Annotated in this window: 19 protein-coding genes and 1 pseudogene; 13 read left to right on the forward strand and 7 right to left on the reverse strand. The window is 53.5% G+C overall.

Annotation, left to right across the window (positions count from 1 at the left end):
• Positions 1-228 precede the first annotated feature (228 nt).
• A complete protein-coding gene (locus DK507_RS04105; RefSeq protein ID WP_109355061.1) occupies positions 229-1,800 on the reverse strand; it encodes a sodium:alanine symporter family protein in 1,572 nt (523 codons plus the stop codon).
• Positions 1,801-1,995: 195 nt separating this feature from the next.
• Between DK507_RS04105 and DK507_RS04110 the strand changes: the two genes are divergently transcribed.
• The 12 genes and pseudogenes from DK507_RS04110 (at position 1,996) to DK507_RS04165 (ending at position 12,100) form a co-directional block, all read left to right on the forward strand.
• The gene (locus tag DK507_RS04110) at positions 1,996-3,075 is read left to right on the forward strand and encodes a DUF2855 family protein (protein WP_109355062.1); all 1,080 of its coding nucleotides are present in this window, start codon (positions 1,996-1,998) and stop codon (positions 3,073-3,075) included.
• Between the two features lie 73 nt (positions 3,076-3,148).
• Positions 3,149-4,936 (forward strand): patatin-like phospholipase family protein, encoded by a 1,788-nt coding sequence (locus DK507_RS04115; protein WP_109355063.1) that lies wholly within the window; start codon positions 3,149-3,151, stop codon positions 4,934-4,936.
• A 126-nt stretch (positions 4,937-5,062) separates the two neighbouring features.
• Positions 5,063-5,719, forward strand: coding sequence for a DUF6151 family protein (locus DK507_RS04120; RefSeq protein WP_109355064.1), 657 nt, complete (start codon positions 5,063-5,065; stop codon positions 5,717-5,719).
• A gap of 355 nt (positions 5,720-6,074) precedes the next feature.
• Positions 6,075-6,389, forward strand: a complete 315-nt coding sequence (locus DK507_RS04125) for a putative quinol monooxygenase (RefSeq protein ID WP_109355065.1) — start codon at positions 6,075-6,077, stop codon at positions 6,387-6,389.
• 173 nt (positions 6,390-6,562) lie between these two features.
• Complete coding sequence (locus DK507_RS04130; protein ID WP_162558888.1) at positions 6,563-7,369, forward strand: bifunctional 2-polyprenyl-6-hydroxyphenol methylase/3-demethylubiquinol 3-O-methyltransferase UbiG; 807 nt, start codon at positions 6,563-6,565, stop codon at positions 7,367-7,369.
• A 275-nt stretch (positions 7,370-7,644) separates the two neighbouring features.
• Complete coding sequence (locus tag DK507_RS04135) at positions 7,645-8,208, forward strand: hypothetical protein (protein WP_109355067.1); 564 nt, start codon at positions 7,645-7,647, stop codon at positions 8,206-8,208.
• Positions 8,198-8,575: pseudogene (locus DK507_RS04140) on the forward strand (terminase family protein); the annotation flags it as partial. The gene DK507_RS04135 and the pseudogene DK507_RS04140, both read left to right, overlap by 11 nt.
• Positions 8,576-8,645: 70 nt before the next feature.
• Positions 8,646-8,858: a hypothetical protein gene (locus DK507_RS04145; RefSeq protein ID WP_162558889.1), complete on the forward strand. Its 213-nt coding sequence runs from the start codon at positions 8,646-8,648 to the stop codon at positions 8,856-8,858.
• Positions 8,859-9,737 (forward strand): hypothetical protein, encoded by an 879-nt coding sequence (locus DK507_RS04150; RefSeq protein WP_109355069.1) that lies wholly within the window; start codon positions 8,859-8,861, stop codon positions 9,735-9,737.
• Positions 9,676-10,128, forward strand: a complete 453-nt coding sequence (locus DK507_RS04155; protein ID WP_109355070.1) for a DUF2793 domain-containing protein — start codon at positions 9,676-9,678, stop codon at positions 10,126-10,128. Before DK507_RS04150 ends, DK507_RS04155 begins: the two co-directional genes overlap by 62 nt.
• A gap of 182 nt (positions 10,129-10,310) precedes the next feature.
• Complete coding sequence (locus DK507_RS04160) at positions 10,311-11,420, forward strand: OmpA family protein (protein ID WP_109355071.1); 1,110 nt, start codon at positions 10,311-10,313, stop codon at positions 11,418-11,420.
• A 176-nt stretch (positions 11,421-11,596) separates the two neighbouring features.
• Positions 11,597-12,100 (forward strand): AHH domain-containing protein, encoded by a 504-nt coding sequence (locus DK507_RS04165; protein ID WP_109355072.1) that lies wholly within the window; start codon positions 11,597-11,599, stop codon positions 12,098-12,100.
• 18 nt (positions 12,101-12,118) lie between these two features.
• On the opposite strand, the gene purQ is transcribed toward DK507_RS04165, so the two are convergent.
• The 6 genes from purQ to DK507_RS04195 form a co-directional block, all read right to left on the reverse strand.
• On the reverse strand, positions 12,119-12,775 hold the full coding sequence (purQ, locus tag DK507_RS04170) for a phosphoribosylformylglycinamidine synthase subunit PurQ (RefSeq protein WP_109355073.1): 657 nt from the start codon (positions 12,773-12,775) through the stop codon (positions 12,119-12,121).
• 2 nt (positions 12,776-12,777) lie between these two features.
• Positions 12,778-13,032, reverse strand: a complete 255-nt coding sequence (purS, locus tag DK507_RS04175; protein WP_109355514.1) for a phosphoribosylformylglycinamidine synthase subunit PurS — start codon at positions 13,030-13,032, stop codon at positions 12,778-12,780.
• Between the two features lie 117 nt (positions 13,033-13,149).
• Entirely contained in the window at positions 13,150-14,589 is a 1,440-nt protein-coding gene (locus DK507_RS04180; RefSeq protein ID WP_109355074.1) for a surface lipoprotein assembly modifier, read from the reverse strand.
• A 9-nt stretch (positions 14,590-14,598) separates the two neighbouring features.
• Positions 14,599-15,840, reverse strand: a complete 1,242-nt coding sequence (locus tag DK507_RS04185; protein WP_109355075.1) for a transferrin-binding protein-like solute binding protein — start codon at positions 15,838-15,840, stop codon at positions 14,599-14,601.
• A gap of 154 nt (positions 15,841-15,994) precedes the next feature.
• A complete protein-coding gene (purC, locus tag DK507_RS04190) occupies positions 15,995-16,774 on the reverse strand; it encodes a phosphoribosylaminoimidazolesuccinocarboxamide synthase (RefSeq protein WP_109355076.1) in 780 nt (259 codons plus the stop codon).
• 121 nt (positions 16,775-16,895) lie between these two features.
• Entirely contained in the window at positions 16,896-17,816 is a 921-nt protein-coding gene (locus tag DK507_RS04195) for a DUF4349 domain-containing protein (protein ID WP_162558890.1), read from the reverse strand.
• A 109-nt stretch (positions 17,817-17,925) separates the two neighbouring features.
• Between DK507_RS04195 and DK507_RS04200 the strand changes: the two genes are divergently transcribed.
• The gene (locus DK507_RS04200; protein WP_109355079.1) at positions 17,926-18,366 is read left to right on the forward strand and encodes a hypothetical protein; all 441 of its coding nucleotides are present in this window, start codon (positions 17,926-17,928) and stop codon (positions 18,364-18,366) included.
• The last annotated feature ends 10 nt before the right edge of the window (positions 18,367-18,376 follow it).

Consider the following 18,376-nt stretch of genomic DNA (forward strand, 5'->3'; position numbering starts at 1 on the left):
AAGCTCGGGCGCGCAGTCGCGCTTGCCGACGCGATGCGTTGGTCCGGTGCCGAACTTAAGGTTATCCTAATCGGGTCTACCCTAGAGAGCATCGTCCGAGCATAGCGAGGCAAGGCCGACCGGCCGCCGCGCCTTGTTGGCGCGATAGCCAAGCGGGCGGATGCCCGCGCCCGGCGCTTGAGGGCCAAAAAAGAATCTCGGCGCCCGGCGCTTGAGGGAATCAAAAACCTAATGCCCCGCTGCCCCCGACACTTCCTCTTGCAGTTCCTTCGGCGTCTCGCGGCCGTGGTCGGTGCCCGCTGTCCGGTTGCCCTTGGCGAGGGCAAAGACCACGCCGGACAAGGCAAGCAGGGCTACAATATTCGGCAGCGTCATAACGGCGTTCGAAATATCGCCCAGGCGCCAGACCAGTTGCAGGGGTGCGAAGGAACCGAAGAAGATCACCACGCACCACAAGACGCGCCAGATAAAGTGCAGTTTTTTCTCACCGCTCAGGCTCGCACCGGGCAGCAGGTCGTAAAGATAGGTGATCGCGCGCTCGCCATAATAGCTCCAGGTGAGCAGGGTGGTGAACACGAACAGGATCAGCGCGACCGAGACAATCAACGTGCCGATGGGAATGCTGAACACTTCAAACGGGAAGGCTGCACCATAAGCGCCCGATGTCATGGCAAAGCCATTGAGGTCGGATTGCCAGGCATGTTCGACCACGGTTTTGACGCCATTGGCATCAGTCACGGTGAAGTCGCCGGCGACCGTCAGCATGACCAAGGCGGTCATGGTGCAAATCACGATGGTGTCGATAAACGTGCCCATCATCGCAAAACGGCCCTGTGCCGCTGGATCATTGGTCTGTGCAACAGCATGGGCAATCGGGGTGGAACCCTGACCCGCCTCGTTGGAGAACAGCCCGCGCGCAACACCGGCGCGAATGGCAATCATAATCATCGCGCCAAGGAAACCACCGGCCGCGGCGTCATAGCCAAATGCGCCTGCAAAGATGCGGGAGAAGGTTTCCGGCAGATAAGGCAGGTTGATCATCAAGGCGATGAAAGCCATCACCAGATAAGCGGCCGCCATCCAAGGAACGATCGTTTCAGCGACTTTACCGATGGATTTGATACCGCCAATAATGACCGCGAAAACCGCAACAGCAGCAACTGCACCACCAATCCATTCCTCGACACCGAACAGTTCATTGGCGCTATCCCCCAGACTATTCGCCTGAATACCATTGCCGGTAACCAGCGCGGAAAATAGCGCGCCGATACAGAAAAGCACCGCCAGCCAGGTCCATTTCGGGCCAAGACCAAGGGTAATATAGGTCATGGGTCCGCCGCGATAAGTGCCATCTTCGGCTTGTTCGCGGAAGCGGATGGCCAGCGACCCTTCGGCAAAGGCGAGCGCCATGCCGAACAGAGCGGTGATCCACATCCAGAAAATTGCACCCGGCCCGCCGAGTGTAATGGCCGTCGCAACGCCCGCGAGATTGCCGGTACCCACTTGCCCGGAAAGGGCCGTCGACAGGGCTGCGAAGGGAGAAATCTCACCCGCGCCTTTACTGTCGGATTTCTTGAAAAGGCCAGCGAGGGCCGGGAACAGGCGGCGCAGCGGATAGCCGCGCAGACCGATCATGAAATAGATACCGGCGCCCAGCAGGATGATTACCATCGGCGGAATTGGCTGACCAGCAATGGCTATAACCGCTTCGCCATTCCAGGTCCCGCCCCAGATAAAGTCCGATACATTGGTGACCGGCTGAATAGCCGCTTCAAACCCCGAAACTGGCGCTGTACTCACTCAAATTCTCCCCGTATCGCGCATTTTGGCGCTGAAAACTCCACCCTGTTCGGGCTGTAATTTAATTACAATCGCAACAGGATTAGCAGTCCCGCCGTTTTTGGCAAATGCTTTTGCCAATCGCGCGTGAAAGCCTATGATAAAGTTAGAAAATCAAAACCAATATGATGATTCTTTGACAGATGGAGCAGCCAAATGAGTGACCAGACAAGCAGCCTATGGGTGAAAAAGGCGGATCTTCCGCAAAGCGAGTGGCACGCGGGACTTTCGCCGGAGCTTGGCGAAGGTCAGGTTTTGCTGGAGATCCAGAAATATGCGCTGACTGCCAACAACATCACCTATGCAGCGGTTGGTGACGGCTTTGGTTACTGGAATTTCTTCCCGACCGGGGATGCGGACTGGGGTATTGTGCCGGTCTGGGGCTTTGCCAAAGTGGCGGCTTCGCAAAATGCCGATATTGCGATTGGCGAGCGGGTTTACGGCTATCTGCCAATGGCCAGCCACTTGGTTGTATCCCCGGGCAATGTTACCGAGGCGGGATTTGTTGATCATGCCGAACATCGTCAAGGGCTGGCGATCATCTACAATCAATATCACCGTCTCGGCATGGATGTAGGGGAGATGGAAGAGGAGCGTGCGCTCTATCAGCCGCTGTTCACGACCAGCTTTTTGATCGAAGACATGATGCGCAAAGCCGATTGGCATGGCGCGGATGCGGTGCTGCTCACCAGTGCATCTTCCAAAACGGCGCTGGGTCTTGCGGTGGTTGCCAAGAATCTCAGCCCCGATATCAAGCGCATCGGTCTGACTTCGGCCGGCAACAAGGCGTTTGTTGAAGGAACCGGGCTTTATGATGAGGTGCTGACCTATGATGATCTGTCCAGCGCCGATGCATCGCAGAATATCGTATCGGTTGACTTTGCCGGCAACAGCGCGCTGCTTACCGCGATCCACGCGCATTGGGATGCCAATCTGAAGTTCAGCTCCATGGTGGGGGCCACTCATTTTGAGGAACGCAAGGGTACAGGCGATCTGAAGGGCCCTGCGCCGGTGCTGTTTTTCGCGCCAACAGTGGCTGAAACGCTGATGAAAGAAGTTGGCCCTGCAACGTTTCGCGCGATGGTGGATGAACAATTTGCCGCTTTTGTTGCGAGTGTGGCGAACCATCTCTCGGTTGAACATCTCTCAGGGCAGGATGCCTTGCAAAGCGCCTATCTCGAAATGCTGGCCAACAAGGTTGCACCCAGTCGCGGTTTGATCTGCGCGCTGGGTTGAGAATGAATAAGCGTTGATTATCAACACAGAAGGGCAGATAACAGCCTGAACGGGGTCGCGCCTAGGGGACGACATGACTGAAACACCGGTTTCCGGACCAAATCTGGCCCGCCACGCGCTATTTGATGGCGTGTCGGAGGCGGCGCTCGATGCACTGGAATCGGTGTCCACGCTGAAGCCCGTATCAGGTGGCGAAAATCTCGTCGTGCAGGGCGATGACGCCGACGCGCTCTATTTTGTCGAATCCGGCCGGTTCCGCGTGGTGGTCAACAAGGTCCATATTGTCGCACATATCGAAGCCGGAGAAGCGGTCGGCGAGCTGGCTTTTTTCGCAGGCGGCAAGCGCACCGCCGATGTGATTGCGATGCGCGATTCGGTTGTGCTGGAAGTGTCGCGCCAAGCGTTTGACAATATCGCCCTTGATCATCCGGAACTGACCCAGGCGATGCTGAAACTGGTATCGGAGCGCCTTGCCGTCGCCACGGCGCGCACGGTATCGGTATCAACCGGAACGCCGCGTGTAATTGCCTTGCTACCAGCCGGAACCAGCCAATTGCCCGACGGTTTACTGTCGCGGTTAGCGGCTGCCTTTGAAGCGGTGTTGAAAGACGATACTCCAATCATCGCAGTGGATCAGGGGACAAATGAAGCCTCCGGCGGTGCGGCCTATCAGGCTTGGCTGGCGGAGCAGGAAGCCAAGGGTGCATATGTTCTGATTGACGGTAGCGGGTCGGAGGAATGGGGCGGTCAGGTCTGCCGCAATGCCGATGCTCTGGTCATGGTCGGCTGTCCGGGGCGGGCCGAACCCGAGCCCAATGCTATGGAACAGACGGCAATGCGCTGGATTGCTCCGCCGCAGCGGTCCCTGTTGCTGGTGCGGGAAAAGGCCGAAAAAACAATCACCAAAAGCGCCCAATGGATCGGCCCTCGCGAACCGAAACTACACCATCATGCCGCTCTTGATAGCGATGCCGATTTCACCAAGGTTGCCCGCTTCTTGACGGGTCGTGCAGTCGGCCTTGTCCTTGCTGGCGGTGGGGCGCTGGGCTGCGCGCATCTGGGTGTCGTGCAGGCGCTGAGACAGGCCGATATTCCGATCGACTTTATCGGCGGAGCCAGTGCTGGCGCGGCGATGGGCGGCGCGATTGCCCGCGGGATGACGGTCGAGGAAACGCTCGACCAGATGGAAGCGATGTTCATCAAGGCCAAGGCGATGCGGCGGTTGACGCTGCCGCTCTACTCATTGCTCGATCCCACGGTGTTCGATGCCGAGCTGCGTCAACGATACGGGACCAAGGACATTGCCGATCAACCGATTAATTTCTTTGGCGTTTCTACCAATCTGTCGACCAATGGCCTGCACGTCCACCGGCGCGGTCCGCTGTGGGAATGCGTCCGTGCTTCGGGATCGCTGCCGACCATATTGCCGCCCTTTATCGATAGCGATGGCAATATTCTTGTCGACGGCGGGGTGCTCGACAATGTGCCGGTCAAGGTGATGCATGGCCTGAAAACCGGTCCCAATATCGTGGTGTCGCTGGGCGATCCTGACGAGATCTGGCGCACCGATGTAGAATATGAAGATATCCGCGGGCGCTGGACATTGATGAAGGACGTGCTGCTACGCAAAAAACGCGAGGCGGAGTTCCCCTCGATAGTCGAGATCATGTCCCGGTCGATGGTGGTGGCCAGCCGGATGGCATCGAAAGAAATGCTCGGCGATCAGGACCTGCTGGTGAACCCCCCAATCATCCCCGACATGCAGATTCTCGATTGGCATCTGGGGCGCGAGCTGGCCGAAATGGCAGAAGAATATATCACCAGCCAGGTCATCGAAAGCGCAGGCCTGAAACATTTGTAATTGCTTGCCGCGCGCGGCAAGCTTGGTACGGGCAATCGAATAGACGCATCATGTACCTGCAAAAAAGGGGAGGATTTTGCACGGTGTCTGCATTAAACAGCGATTCCCCCGATATCAGGATGACTTATGACCCCCACCACCAATCCCCCACAAGCTCTTGAGTTTCAATGTGAATGCGGTGCCATTCATGGTGTTGTGCGCGAGTCCTTTCCGCCAAACGGCCGCCGTCTGGTTTGCCATTGCAATGATTGTCAGGCCTTTGCCCATTATCTGGACAGGGAAAAACAGATATTGGACGACCATGCCGGGACGCATGTCTACCAGATGGATTCATCGAAATTCACCATCAGCAAAGGACAGGACAAGCTTGCCTGTGTGACCGTTACCGGCGGGCCGCTGCTGCGCTGGTATTGCGCGACATGCAAAACACCGATTGCCAATACGCTTAGCTCCACGCGCTTTCCGTTTCTCTCGTTGATCCTGTCGGCCTTTGATCAGGGAAAAACCGATGCAATGCTGGGATCGGCTGTCGAACATGTTGCGATACCATCCGGTGCCGGCGATCCCGGCAAGGTCAAGACCGCTGGAATGGCGGGCATGTTGTGGCAGTTGCTGGTCCGCGTGATCAAGGCACGGTTCAACCCGGAGCTGAAAAAATCGCCGCTATTTGATGACGCCACGGGTAAACCGCTGGCTGAGCCAATCAAGCTGGAGCGTTCAGAACGGTTGGCGATTGACGAAAAGGCAGATATTTACCGCGAGGTTTTGGCAGAGGCTCAATAGGCGATTGTGTCGTCCAGCTTCAACGTCCGCTATGGATGCTAAAACGGACATTAGGAGTGCAGAACCTGCCATTCAGCAAACGACCCGATGTCCGGCATTGAACCTTCCAGTCTTAAGCTTCCGAACACGGACATATTCTGTTGACGAAGTCGGTAGATGGGAGGGTTGTCGGCTGCTCCGGATTTGTCCGCAACCAGATGTCTTCAGTATCTGAAAGTTGATCAACTTGGCCTAAGTCGTTCAATTCACTGTCATAAAACACTACTGACACAATGTTGTCAGGAGGGGTTCTGTATATCGAATTCACCGGAGGCGAATTGAACCACGCTTTGGTTGTATATGAAAGGAAAATGATATGAGTACTCTAGCTGCTTTAGTGCCCGTCGCAATCATATGGGAACTTACGGTGAATCCATCCCGGACCAAAGAGTTTACCGACATGATGGCAGACAATATTATCGCTAGCCGAACATATGACGGCAATTTGCAGTTTGATGTGTTCACCGATCCCACCCGTCTGGACAAAGTCATTCTTATCGAAAAGTGGGAGTCCGAAGAGAAGCGTCAAATATATATGCAATGGCGCATGAAAACAGGTGGTATGGACCAAATCCAACCCTATTTTCTTAAATCCCCTGTTCTCGTAAAACTTAATCAGGCTGTTGAGTGAGCTGCCCAACGGAACACCCCGTTCAAAAGTCATTCGTCCCTACAATCTCTGACTTCCGCTTTCGAGATACATTGGACGGGAAGGACAGTCTCAACTTGACTATAAAATGTTCAATCTGATCACAATTAATGTAAGCTTGCTCGATGCACCAGCTACTTACGAACTTTGTATCCATGCCTGAGTTGTTTTCTACTTACACAACTCGAAAACTTTGGAGCGACACACATATATCTACGCAAATGCTGAAGGCTCATATTGATCCATCCAGTGATCGTGCATCGAGACAAGCTGAAACCATCGCTGATTCAGTGACTTGGCTGGATGATCGCTTGAAGCTTGCGGGAAAAAAGCTCTGTGATCTTGGGTGCGGTCCGGGGCTATATGCCCGGCAGTTCCATGAACGGGGCGCTCAAACAATCGGAGTTGATATCTCTTCGAACTCCATTGAGTACGCACGCAGAAACGCTAGTGGATCGGCGCATGGGATCAAATATGAGATTTTGGACTATACTCAGGATCCGTTGCCGTCCGGTATGGATATCTTCACTTTGATATATTGCGACTTTTGTGTTCTTTCTGGCGACCAGCGCCACCATTTGCTCCGGCAGATACACAAGTATCTCAACGATGACGGTCAACTTGCATTGGATGTGTATTCACTAACCGCGTTTTCAAAGTTTCGTGAAGGCGTTTCGTTTGAACACAATTTCATGGATGGCTTTTGGTCACCAGAAGACTATGTCGGTCTGCACAAGTCGTTCAGATACGAACGCGAAAAAGCTAGCCTTGATCGATATCTAATTATCCAACCAGATAAACACTGGGAAGTCTACAACTGGCTTCAGTACTTCTCCGTAGAAAGCATCGGAATGGAACTGGAAGCCGCAGGTTTTCAGATTGATCACCTGGCCTCCTCAATGACCGGTGAAATCTATACCGATACAAGTGAGCAGATTGCTATCATCGCCTCTGCCATCTAAACTGAGTTTGTTTCTATCTTCGTCTCCCTGCTGTCCGCTTTCGAGATAAACTAGCCGCCGCTCCCCTAACTTCCAAATTCCTTTTATAACCAAATAGGTGCAAACACTTGACATCGTCACGCTGTTTTGGTACATATCAGGAACATCGAGAAATTGTGATTCGGGCCGAGCGGCTCTGAACACCGGTTTGGCCCCAACACGGGGCTGCCGGGGTTTTTCAGCGCTGGCCCTTTTTAATGCCCGCGATCCCACGCGATCCGGGCGTGAGGATAGATATGGCTGACACTCATGAAAACCACCGGCCCGGCGCCATCGCTCCGGAGCCCGGTACTGACCCGCGCGCCGACCACAAAGCGGCCAAGCAACGCGCCTTTCTGGAACATCTGGCGATCACGTCCAGCATCAAGAAATCGGCGGCGGTCGCAGGTATTGCCAATGGCACATTATATTTCTGGCGAGAGCGCGATCCCGATTTTGCCGCCGCCTGGTTAAAGGCGCTGGCCGAGGGTTATGCGCTGCTCGAAATGGAAATGCTCGAACGTGCTCGAAAAGGGGTGGAGCGCAAGATTTACTATCATGGCAAGCATATCGGCACGGTGCGCGACTATGATCACAAAACCGCCTTGCAACTGCTGCGCCTGCACAAGGAAACCGTGGCTCTGGTGCGCGCGGCGCAGGCCGAGCAGGCGGTGGAGGAGGAACCGGAAGATAGGCTGGAGGATAAGCTGAAAAAGATCAACGTGCGTTTGCGCGCCTTTCGGAAGGAGAAGCAGCGAAAACAGGCAGCGGGACAGAAACCTGATCGCGGTGAAAGGAACGGTGCTTTGCATGGAAGGTGAGGTGAGAACAGCGACCGAGATTGGCGCGCTGAAAGACGCTGAGCGTGCGTTTGTCCTTAGCGAGATGGATCGCAAAACCCGTTTGCAATATGAAGCCAGTTGGCACCACTGGGCGCGAGACGAACAATTGGCGCCCGCCGGTAACTGGATCACATGGCTGATCATGGCTGGGCGCGGTTTTGGCAAGACCCGGGCCGGGGCTGAATGGGTTCGCGAAATTGCCGAGGCCGACGGCAGCGCGCGCCTTGCTCTGGTTGGTGCGAATTTTTCCGAGACGCGGATGGTGATGGTGGAGGGTGAAAGCGGGCTATTGTCGATCGCTCCGCTAAAGAACCGCCCGCTGTGGGAGCCGTCGTTAAAGCGTCTGCGCTGTGGATTGTGATGTCCCCACCGGCTATTCCATCCGGAGCGGGTCTGCCGAGCAAATTTCGGAGGTGATGACGCGCGCGGGATTTACAGCCATGCAGCCACGCGAGCCGCTGAGGGAGGGGGATATCGCACTGGCCCGGCCCAGTCCGGTGCAATGGCATCTGATGATCAGAACCGGCGGCGGTTTCGTCCATGCCCATGCCGGCATCGGTCAGGTGGTTTTCACACCGGGTGAAGCCCCATGGCCGATCAAAACAATTTTCAGAATTTTGGAGGGTTGAATGGCAACCTTGGTTTTGACAGCCGTCGGTACTGCTGTCGGCGGTCCGGTAGGGGGAGCTCTTGGCGCGTTTCTGGGCCAGCAAGTTGACCAGAATATCCTGTTCAAACCCAAGGGACGGGAAGGTCCCCGGTTGCAGGAACTGGCCGTGCAAACCTCCAGCTATGGCACGCAGATCCCGCGTATATACGGCAAGATGCGGGTGGCCGGGACGGTGATCTGGGCCACTGATCTGAAGGAAGCAAGCGAATCAAATGGCGGCGGCAAGGGGCGCCCAAGCAGCACCACTTACAGTTATTCGGCTTGCTTGGCTGTGGCGCTGTCCAGCCGAGAAATCAAGGATATAGGTCGTATCTGGGCGGATGGTAAAATTTTCCGCGGTAGTGCGGGTGATTTTAAAACCGAAACCGGATTCCGTTTTGTCCAAGGTCATGAAGATCAAGTTGTTGATGGTTTGATTGCCAGCGCCGAAGCTGCCGGCGGAACGCCAGCCTATCGCGGCATGGCGCTGGCGGTTTTTGAAGATATGGATCTCACGGAATATGGCAACCGCATTCCCTCTCTGACCTTTGAGGTCATCGCGGATGATGGGACCGTCAGTCTTGGTACCATTATCAATGATGTTTCGGGTGACAGAGTTGATGCTTCTATAGATGAAAGCCTTCATGGTTTCGCAGCTGCCGGTCAGGATCGCCGAGAGGTACTGGCAGCGATCAGCGAGAGTTTTTCGCTATCGTTTCCAGCTGTTTCGGACACTTTGTCTGCAAAGCGGCGACAGTATGAACCGGGCGCAGAGATACACACTCAAAGGAAAGAGAATGACAATATTGGAAACACCGAGATTCGCATTGCCTTTATTGGCCGTCGGTCAAGCACATAAAGAGCTATTTCATAATGATGCGCTGCTATTACTTGATTTTCTGGCTCACCCGGTGGTGCAGGCGGTAGTTGATGATCCAACGCCCCTGTCGCCCGCAGAAGGTGACTGCTGGCTTGTCGGCTCTGCTGCGCTCGCTGAGTGGAGTGGAAGGGAAGACCATATTGCCGGTTGGTCCGCCGGCGGATGGTGCTTCGTTAAACCGCAGGAATCTATGAAAATTATCGTAGAAAGCGATCATAGTTCGGCCGTTTATGTTGATGGAGTGTGGCAATTTCTGCAACACATCAATGCACCGATTGGTGGAGTCAATATTGATTTGGAGGCGCGGACAGCGATTGATTCGATTCTTGCCCTGCTAAGAACTGCGCAAATTTTACCTCAAATCAACTAGTTTGATTATGATTTGGGTAGCAATTCGGCTTGATTGCAGCACCTTAGAGGTGATTTTTTAAGCTAAATCACGAAAATGGCGACATTTTCGCAACAGTTCTACCATTTGTCCGCTTGCACTGTTTCTGGTGAGAGGTTACAAAGCGCCGTGAATTCAGAACCTAAATGAGAAGGGGAATATAAATGCGGAAGCTTGCCATAGGATTGGCGCTTGCCTCCACGGCGCTCGCTTCACCTGCCCTGGCCCGTGATGGCCAATGGTATGTGGGCGTAGAAGGCGGCGCGATGCTTGTCGAAGATATTACATCAGATGTCGGCGGCGTTAGCAATACATCAGAAGTCGACCACGACACCGGCTATGATTTCGATGGTATCGTCGGGTATGATTTTGGCGGATTTCGTTTGGAATCAGAAGTAGCCTATAAATCTGCATCGGCTGACCGGCTGCAAATTGGTGCGCCAGGTATTCCACAGACCGCCAGCGGTGCTGGCCTGCCATTTTCAGGCACAACTGACATCAACGGTGAAGTTAACGCTCTGAGCTTTATGCTCAACGGCATGGTAGACTTTGGTGAAGATGATGGCGTCCAAGCCTTTATTGGCGGTGGTGTTGGTGTAGCTCGTACCGAGGTTACCAATATTTTCGCTGGCCCTTATCTTGATGATTCAGACACCGGGTTCGCTTGGCAGGCTATTGCGGGTATCCGCGCGCCACTGAGCGACAGCTGGGATGTTGGCGTGAAATACCGTTTCTTCAATGCTGACAGGATCGACCTTGTTGACCAAGTTGGTAACGATGTAAGCACCCGTCTGCGTACGCATTCGATTTTGGGTAGCTTGATCTACAACTTTGGCGGTGAGCCAGAGGCACCACCACCGCCTCCTCCTCCACCACCACCACCGCCTCCACCACCACCACCGCCGCCTCCACCGGCTGCTGTGTGTGCGCCTGGACCTTACATTGTATTCTTTGACTGGGATCAGTCAGACATTACACCAGAAGCTGCTACAGTTCTGGACAATGCGGTTACGGCATATGGTGATTGTGGAAATGCTCAGGTTATGTTGGCTGGTAATGCCGATAAATCTGGCTCCGCGAGCTACAATGTTGGTTTGTCCCAGCGTCGTAACGATTCTGTTCGGGCTTACCTCGAATCACGTGGCATTAGCGGCGGCGTGATCTCCAGCGAAGCCTTCGGTGAAACGCGTCCTCGCGTCGAAACCGCAGACGGCGTTCGTGAGCCACAGAACCGGAACGTGACCATTCAATATGGTCCTGGTTCAGGTAACTAAGAGCATCTAATCTTGATTTAGCGAAAAGGGCTGGTCTTCGGATCGGCCCTTTTTTATTGGGGCAGCCCCTTGAACAAAAGTAAACTGGTTGAAACCATTGTTCAAACTCACGTATCAGTATAGCATGTTCCTTTCCGACGACGGTGCGTCCAAGATGCAGCCGACTGGAGGAGGTAATGACGCGTTTTTCGATGGTAAACCGGAAAGGCGAAAATAATCACAATCCCCATTATCAACGCCATCACCTGATACCCCTGCAAGCTGCCACCATATCCGATCTTCGTGGCCCGCTGAACGAGATGACCAGTGGTGGTTTTGATTTTGATGATTTCGAGAGAAATGGGGTTTTGCTACCCTCTGATGAAAAACTAGCGCTTCAAACGGGACGTCCCTTACACAGAGGCCCTCATCCGCATTACAACGAACTTGTTATTGAGCGGCTATTTCTCATAAAACAGCTTGGCAGCCGTATTGAAAACACCGGCAAGCGCAGGGTTTTCTTCCATCTTAGAATGAGCCTTTTGCAGGCGGCATTGCGAAGGGCGCTGGTGGGTTCCGCACTGCCTGTATTTCGTCTTAATAAAAAGGATCCGGGCCTATCTTCTGCGGCATTTGCGGATTTGGATAGCTGTGTTGATCTTCTCTTCGTCGCGACCCAGTGGTCACCTCAGCAGAAATAGCTCTGTCAGGAATTGCGGTTAAGCCAGCAGGCTTTCGAAAAGTTTAAGTCCGTCTGATCCACCGTGCTTATTGTCAATAGCGCGCTCGGGATGCGGCATCATGCCGAGCACGTTACCTTTGTCATTCAGAACGCCCGCAATATTTCGCGCCGATCCGTTGACATTGGTCACATAGCGAAAGGCCACCCGGTCATCATCTTCCAATCGATCCAAAGTCTCATCATCTGCAAAATAGTTGCCGTCATGATGGGCGACCGGAATAGTGATGGCTTCGCTGTCTTTATATGCAGATGTGAATGCCGAGCGAGACTGTCCCACGGTTAATGGCACATCCTTGCAAATAAACTCGATATTCTGGTTGCGCATCAAAACGCCCGGCAACAAGCCGATTTCGGTTAATATTTGAAAGCCATTACATACGCCCAGAATTTTGATGCCTTTATCCGCGGCTTCGATCACGGAGTCGATAATATGGGACCGTGCCGCCATCGCTCCTGAACGCAGGTAGTCGCCGTAGGAAAAACCGCCCGGTATCGCGATTACATCCAGACTGTCTGGCAAGCTGTTGTGACCGTGCCAAACCATATGCGGCTTTGTACCGGTCACCGTTTCCAGCGCGACGGCCATGTCGCGATCACAATTGGAACCGGGGAAGACGAGGACGGCAGAGTTCATGTTCAGACTTCTTCTGCTGTTTGGCCGGACAGTTTCTGAATTTCAAAATTCTCGATCACTGTATTGGCGAGCAGTTTTTCGCACATTTTTTCAAGGTCGCTGTCTGTCATGCGGTCATCAACATCAAGTTCGATGAGCTTGCCAGCGCGCACGTCATTTACACCCTTGAAGTCCAGATTTTCCAGGGCGTGATGTATGGCTTTCCCCTGGGGGTCGAGGACACCGTTTTTCAGTGTCACAAAAATTCTTATCTTCATGAATCTCGCTTCTTGGTTGGCCGACATGCTGCGCTAATTCCTATAGCGCTGTCGTCAAAAGGAGCAAGAGATGGTTGTCATCCGATATGTCGGGTCATGGCAGTAGATTGATTGAAATCAGAAAAACTTCGCAAATTTGAAATTCACCCGGTGGCGGTTCATCTGGTACAGGTCATAATTGCTGTCGACGCGGGAATAATTATAGTCGATCGAGGGTGAGAAGCCGAGTACCTTGATCTGCCGGCTACCGATATAGGCTCGGGCAAAAGTTCGCCAGTCCCGGCGTTTTTCGGTTGAGTAGAAAGTGTTGGCCTCGTCAAAGGTCGACCGGCTGATGCTGGCCGAAATGCCTGCGTTCAACCCGAATGGCATTTCGCCACCAACACCCAGATTCATGCCGTAATTGAGACTAGAAAACTGATCGGAATCGAGTAGATCGCGCCGTGCAAATATGCTGGCTGATGCGATCAATGACTTACCGATCAAGTGTTCGTAAGTCGCATTGGCGCCCAGCTGCCAACCACTAAAACTGTCACTCAGTTTCGAATCAACCCGCCGGCCGTCCAGCTCGATACCGGCTCTTTGCCCCCGGCTGAGCGCTGTTTGAAAGCCCAATCGTGCTCCATACTCGCGGGTCGCCAGACGGCCACCGAACCAGCGTTGCTGACCCACAGCCTGCACGGAAACACTCGCATAGCGCGCAATCCGGAATTCCGGACCAGCTGCAATCTGCCCGACAATGTCGTCCGCTGCTTTACCCTTATAGTTGATGATTTTGCTATCAGCGTCGAACAGGAACGCGAGCTTGTCACTGGCTTTTAAACGAATCCCGCCGGAAAATCCCGCAATCTGACCAACGCCTGATCGTTGTCTGGCATTTTCATCAAGCTGCAACTCGCCTTGGGCATCGCCCAGTACAGGGAAAATGGCACCAAAATTGACATCAATCGTTTCCGCGTTTGTCGCACCATTGATGTTGGTGTCGGGCGCGAAGCCGAAATCGAAACTGAAACGCCAGACCCGCTGATCCCTTAAAATACTGCGCGTATTGCGAATCGTCCGAGCGATCTCATCCGGCAGGTTCTCGTCATTTTGCGCGAGACGAAAATGATAGTCGGCACTGGCTTCTTTGCCGCTCATCAGATAGGTGCGCGCGAGTTCCAGCCGCACGCGCGTTTGACCTGGATCCTCATCAAGGATCGAGCGAAAGGTTTTGATAGCCTTTTTTAGATCACCTGTTTCGACAGCGATGTAGCCCGCCAAAAATTGCTGCTGTATTCGAAGGTCAGGAACCTGTCCGAGAACCTCGACAAGTGGCAGTGCCCGGTCATATTGTTTTGCCTGAATGAAGGCTTCGGCCTTGGCAAGCAATTGCGCTGGAGTAACTTGAAAGCGACAGATACCAGACTCGTCGCATTTCGGCGTCGCCGCTGTAATTGCGGTTTCTGCCGCTGCTTCATCTGCAGCGATTTCTGCCGCTGCAGGAGTGATATGCAAGGATGCTGCAAGCCCTCCTGTAATCAGGAGGGCTGTTTTGGCAGTGACCGGCATTTTCATGACCGGCCCCTAGTTTCCTCTGCCGACGAAGGTCCCCAATATGTCAATCCGTTCATCCGGCGTGCCGCCAACGATACGATAACCGCCGCCAACTTCTTCGCCATTCGGTCCGTAGAAAGCTCCATCAACGCTGGAGCCGGCAATGTTCACGTCCAAGCGGGCGCCGCCGGGATTGACGAACCAGGCTTCGTTGAACTGACCGAGAAAGCCGCCCGCCGCAACCAGATCGATCTGACCCGCAGCATTGGCGCGGAATTGTGCGTTTTCTTGTACGCTAAAGCTCCCGCTGGTGCCGTCAAACAGTGGCGCGCTGACGGTGCCGTCCAAGGAGAGGGCAAAGGTATTTGCGCTGAAATCAACGGTCGTGTTTGCACGGCCGGCGATCCATTGAAAATAAGTGTCGGTGTTACCCAATGTATCAGGCTGGTCATTGAAGACCATCGAGGCCAACATTGTACCTTCGAAAGAACCCGAACCGCTCGTTGGGACCTGATTGTTTGCGCTAAGCTCGCCATAGGCCAGCGCGCCCCGTTCGAAGGTGTTTGTCTGGGTCAAGATCGTGCTGGTGCTACCATCGGGATTGTCGATATCCGACTGCACGACACCAGCGGTGTTCCGCAGGTAACCGGCAAAGGTAACATATTGTGTTTCTGTTCCCGGAGTCTGATAGAAAAAGGTCGTTACATCGTAACTACCAGCTTCTGCTGTGTTTATGAGGTCAAAAATAAACTCGCCACCAGGCCTGCGAGAGACGTTGCTGGCAGATCCTGACTCGAGATAGTTAATTCCCTGCAGTCCAAAAGCGGTCGACTCAAGATCGGGTGTACCAAATTGGGGTTCAAGCGCTCCGCCGAAGTCGGTGCGGTGAAGTGGATCCTGAAAACGGCTTGTAGCACTTGTACCAGCCAGACCATTGGAAAAGCTTACGTTAAAAATTGCATCGCGTGGACTATAATCAATGGTCAGGTTTGAATTTCTGACGGTTTTGGCGTCACCTTGGTAAAGCTGGGCACTCTGACCGGCACCGGGCGTACCGGCGTCTTGTACGGAATATTGATAGCTGTGTGTGCTACCTACAGCAGTGTAGGACTTTGGTTCGGTCGGATTGACAAATGTATGGGTTTCTCCGCTGCCGTTGGTTCCACCGGTACCCGTGCCTCCTCCTGGTGCGGCACTGCCTGCAGACTGGGGGCCGGCTCCGCCACATGCGGCAAGCATTGTTGTACTGGCTAACAAGATCAAAAGGCGCATCGGAAAAATTCCTCACATGAGTTCCACATGAGGGCGGTGCTATCAGTCCAATGGTTAAATTCGCGTAAACCATCATGGCTATTTAAGTGTGATTTGCCCGCCCCTTGATGGACAAATGCATCGAATCACCTAACAACAAGCCGAAAGACTATGGTTACTTTCCGCGCTTTTTCCGTTCACTATCCAGGTCAAGTACTTCACTTAGGCCGCCTTCTGGGAACAATCCCATACGCCGTGCAACTTCCTGATATGCCTCGGCTTCTCCCCCTAAATCACGGCGAAAACGATCCTTGTCGAGTTTTTCATTGGTCTCGATATCCCACAAACGACAGCCATCAGGACTAATTTCGTCTGCCAGAATAATCCGGGAGAAATCTCCATCAAAAAGTCGGCCAAATTCTAGTTTGAAATCGACCAATTTTATCCCGATTCCAGCAAACATTCCTGCCATGAAGTCGTTGATCCGGATCGCCATTGCAGAAATGTCCTGCATTTCCTCCTGCGTTGCCCAGCCAAAACAGGCAATATGCTCCTCCGCAACCAGCGGATCTCCCAAAGCATCATCCTTATAACAATATTCCAGCAACGTATGTGGCAACGGCGTGCCTTCCTCGATGCCCAGACGCTTGCTCAACGAACCGGCGGCTACATTGCGAACAATAACTTCGATAGGAACAATTTCGACCTGTTTTACCAGTTGCTCACGCATGTTCAGGCGGCGGATGAAGTGGCTGGGTATTCCAATATGGCTGAGCAATGTGAAAATATGCTCGCTAACACGGTTATTGATCACGCCCTTGCCGTTGATTGTGCCCTTTTTTTCCGCGTTGAAAGCAGTGGCATCATCCTTAAAATATTGAATGATCGTACCAGGCTCCGGTCCTTCATAAAGGATTTTGGCCTTGCCTTCATATATTTGGCGACGACGGGACATATCGGATTCCTACTCACAGGAAGAAGTATCAAAAACCAAGCCCCGATTGTGCGAATCAATCAGACTCGAAGCAATCGGGGCGTTGATTTCTTTCTATAAGCCAAAGGCTATGGCGGTGCAATCAATCCTCTGCCGGCACAGTTGACTCGATTTTCCGGCCCCAGAATGTACGGTCCGCGCCTTTAAAGCGTCGCCGCAAATATATTGCCAGAGCCAAGAGCAATATCCACGGCAGCAGGATGGCAACAAAAGAGATTACTGCGCCCACCGAATATCCCAGAGTTGAGGCGATATCGCCAAAAGCTTCGCGGATTGGCCGGGTGAAACCTCCGGAACCCGGAGCGCCAGACCGATAGTTTACCAGCACAGTGCTGTAAGCCACGCGCCCACGCATTTCTTTGAGCCAGCTGCGTGCCTGATCGATTTCTTCATTAACCTCGGTTACGGCGCGTTCTGCTTCCACGAGTTCGGCCACTGTGCCTTTACGGGCCCGTAGCAACTCTGTCAGGCGCTCGGACAGCAAGACACGACTGCGTAAACGCGCCTCGGTATCCACAATTTTCTTCGAAAGGTCTTCACCTGTGATCGAGGCTGCGACCTGGCTGCCGCCGCTTTCGTCAACTGCTTCGGCTAGCCTTTCGCCAAAGGCGCGGGCTTTGGGGGCGGCCACTTCGAGGTGCAGACGGCCCGTCGCATAATCACCTTCGCCACCGCTGTTGGACATATTGAGTACACGGCAACCATTGTCGGGCATCTCGTTGCACAAGGCGATATGCGCTTGTTGTGCTTTGGGAATTTCGGATGAAGGCAAGCGAAAGCCGTAGTCATAGCTATAGGCAATTTGGGGTTGGCTTACCGGGATTTCCGTAGTGTTGGTTTCGCCCTCTGCCACGCGATTTGACGGTGACGCCAAAGCAGACGGTTCCGCTTCAGCCTCTGCGACATCCGCTTCTGCCATGTCAAAAGATGTCATGTTTTCAGGCCCCTCGGCGCAGGCGGCAAGGCTGAAAATCGTGATGGTGGCGATTAAGGTATTGCGCATTCGCATGTATCTTCTCCAATGTGAGGGGCGCAGGCTTCATTTGATACAATGAACATAATCAAGGGAAAAGTACTTATTTTTAACGCTGAAACTCTGGAAGGAGCAGGTTGTGACCAAATATGCCACCATAGATGAAGTGATGGAAACGCTTTATGATTGCATATCCGGACCGCCGGGTGGGCAAGATTGGGAGCGCGATCGAGAAATCTATCATCCCAAAGCGCTGATCAATCGTACACGTATTGTTGATGGCAAGCCGGTTATCTTTTCCTTTTCCTATGATGAGTTTGTCGAGGCCACCATTCCGCTGCTGGAAGGACGGTCTTTTTACGAGATTGAAATTGGCCGCAAGACGGATCTGTTTGGCCAGATTGCCCATGTCTATTCGACCTATGAAGCCCGGGAGACCCCTGACCATCCTGAAATCCAGTTTCGTGGCGTGAATATGGTACATTTATGGAATGATGGAGCCCGCTGGTGGATCATGGCGATGATCTGGGACAATGAACGGGAAGGGGTAAACTTGCCGAAAGAATGGCTCGTCAAATAATCCCTCTCCA

It is taken from the genome of Sphingorhabdus sp. EL138 (assembly GCF_900258045.1).
Taxonomy (GTDB): Bacteria; Pseudomonadota; Alphaproteobacteria; order Sphingomonadales; family Sphingomonadaceae; genus Parasphingorhabdus.